The organism is Streptomyces rubellomurinus, from assembly GCF_000961885.1.
Taxonomy (GTDB): Bacteria; Actinomycetota; Actinomycetes; order Streptomycetales; family Streptomycetaceae; genus Kitasatospora; species Kitasatospora rubellomurina.
The window spans coordinates 1-443 of record NZ_JZKH01000333.1; the positions used below are offsets into that span (position 1 = coordinate 1).

The following is a 443-nucleotide window of genomic DNA, read 5'->3' on the forward strand; positions in this document are numbered from 1 at the left end:
TGGACCGGGCGGACGATGAGGGAGCGTGCGGAGACGACGGGGGTGCCGTCCGGGTCGACGGCGTCCAGGCGCAGCGAGGTGCCGCCGGTCATGGTGGAGCGGACTCGCAGGCGGGTGGCGCCGGTGCGGTCGAGCTGCACGCCGTTCCAGCTGAACGGCATGAGGTGGGTGCCGGAAGCGGTTTCGGTGAGCAGGATGACGCCGCTCTGGAGGGCGGAGTCGAAGAGGGCGGGGTGGATGCCGAAGCCTTCGTGGCCTTCGGGCAGGGTGACCTCGGCGTAGGTCTCGTCGCCGTCGCGCCAGATGGCCTCGACGCCGTGGAAGAGTGGGCCGTAGTCGTAGCCGATGTCGGCGAGGCGGGTGTACAGGTCCTCGACGGGCAGCGGCTCGGCGTCCTGCGGCGGCCACTGCTCGGGCCAGTCCGCGACGGGCGCCGCGTCGGC

At 72.7% G+C, this 443-nt stretch carries 1 protein-coding gene; it reads right to left on the minus strand.

Annotated features, from left to right (window positions below):
* On the minus strand, positions 1–443 hold a 443-nt coding region (locus VM95_RS38075), incomplete at both ends, for a polyketide synthase dehydratase domain-containing protein (protein WP_045706243.1).